The 1,560-nt window shown below is 69.7% G+C and carries 2 protein-coding genes; both read left to right on the forward strand.

Translation table 11 applies throughout. The features are described from left to right. The first annotated feature begins 210 nt into the window (after positions 1-210). A complete protein-coding gene (locus tag LQV45_RS31310) occupies positions 211-393 on the forward strand; it encodes a hypothetical protein (RefSeq protein WP_230011245.1) in 183 nt (60 codons plus the stop codon). Positions 394-438: 45 nt separating this feature from the next. Next, positions 439-1,560 (forward strand): cytochrome P450 (locus LQV45_RS31315; protein WP_230011247.1); only part of this gene is annotated, 1,122 nt, incomplete at its 3' end.

Raw genomic sequence — 1,560 nt, forward strand, 5'->3', positions numbered from 1 at the left:
CTCCCCGGCCGCGGCGGCGATCGTGCCGGCGTCGGCGACGGCGGTGAGGTAGCCGAGCTGGCGCAGCGTGAAGTCGGGGACGGCGAGCATCGTGAGCCCTTACATCGGAAAAGTCGAGGAAGTAGACCGGAAAAAGCCGCTTTTGCCGGTGTATGGCTCGAACGATACTCGAACTGTTCGCCGCCGAACACCGACACGAGGAAGTGCACCGTGAGCCGACCCGCCCCCATCGCCGACTGGGTGACGATCCCCGACCTCTACCGCGACCCCTTCCCCGTCTACGACCGTCTGCGGGCCGAGGGCGGCGTGCACTGGGTGCCGAGCGTCGGGCGCTACCTCATCACGAGCTACGACGCCGTGCACACGACCGAGTTCGACCAGGAGACGTTCTAGGAGAACGAGGGGGGATCGCTGCAGATCCGTTCGATGGGGCAGTCGATGCTGCGCCGGGACGATCCGGAGCACTACCCGGAGCGCAAGGCCTGGCAGCCGGTGCTGCGCCCGGGCGTGGTCAAGCGCACGTGGACGAGCGTGTTCGAGCGCAACGCCGACCGCTACCTCGACGAGATGATCGCCAAGGGTCCGGGCGCCGACATCGTCTGGGACTTCGCCGCCCCGTACGCCGCAGAGAACCTGCGCGAGATCCTCGGCTTTCACAACGTGCACCAGGAGGACCTGCAGCGCTGGTCGCAGACGCTCATCGACGCCACCGGGAACTACGCGGATGATCCCGAGGTGTGGGCGAAGGGCAAGCGGTCGTTCGACGAGGTCGACGCGGCCCTCGACGAGATGCTCGCGTGGCACGCGAAGAACCCCGATCACTCGCTCATCTCGACGCTGCTGCGCATCCCCGACTACGAGATGCCGATCGAGAAGATCCGCGCGAACGTCAAGATGACGATCGGCGGCGGACTCAACGAGCCCCGCGATGCCCTCGGCGTCGCCGCGTGGGCGCTGCTCGAGCACCCGGATCAGCGCCGGGCGGTCGAGGCCGACCCCTCCCTGTGGCCGGCGGTCTTCGACGAGGCCATCCGCTGGATTGCGCCGATCGGCCTGTACTCGCGTCAGGTCACGACCGACACCGTGCTCGCCGGGGTGCAGCTCCCCGCCGGGGCGAAGCTCGGTATCTGCATCCTGTCGGCCAACCGCGACGAGAACATCTGGCCGGATGCCGCGGAGTTCGACATCCGCCGAGAGGTCACGCCTCACCTCGCCTTTAGCAAGGGCGTGCACGTGTGCCTGGGCGCCTGGGTCGCCAAGGCCGAGGTCGCCACCGTCGGTCTGCCGCGGCTGTTCGAGCGCCTGCGGGGCCTCGACCTGCATCCGGAGCGTCCCGCCGTGATCGGCGGCTGGGTCTTCCGCGGGATGCTCGAGCTCCCGGTCACGTGGGACGCGGCGACGGCCGCCGTCCACGCCCCCGAGACCCTCCGCCCCGCGGCGACCGCTCCCCGTGTCGCGATCGTCGGGTCGGGGCCGGCCGGCTGCTTCACCGCGCAAGCCGTGCGCCGCTCCTTCCCCGGGGCCGAGATCGACGTGTTCGACCGCCTGCCCGTGCCGTAC

It is taken from the genome of Microbacterium sp. Bi128, assembly GCF_918698205.1.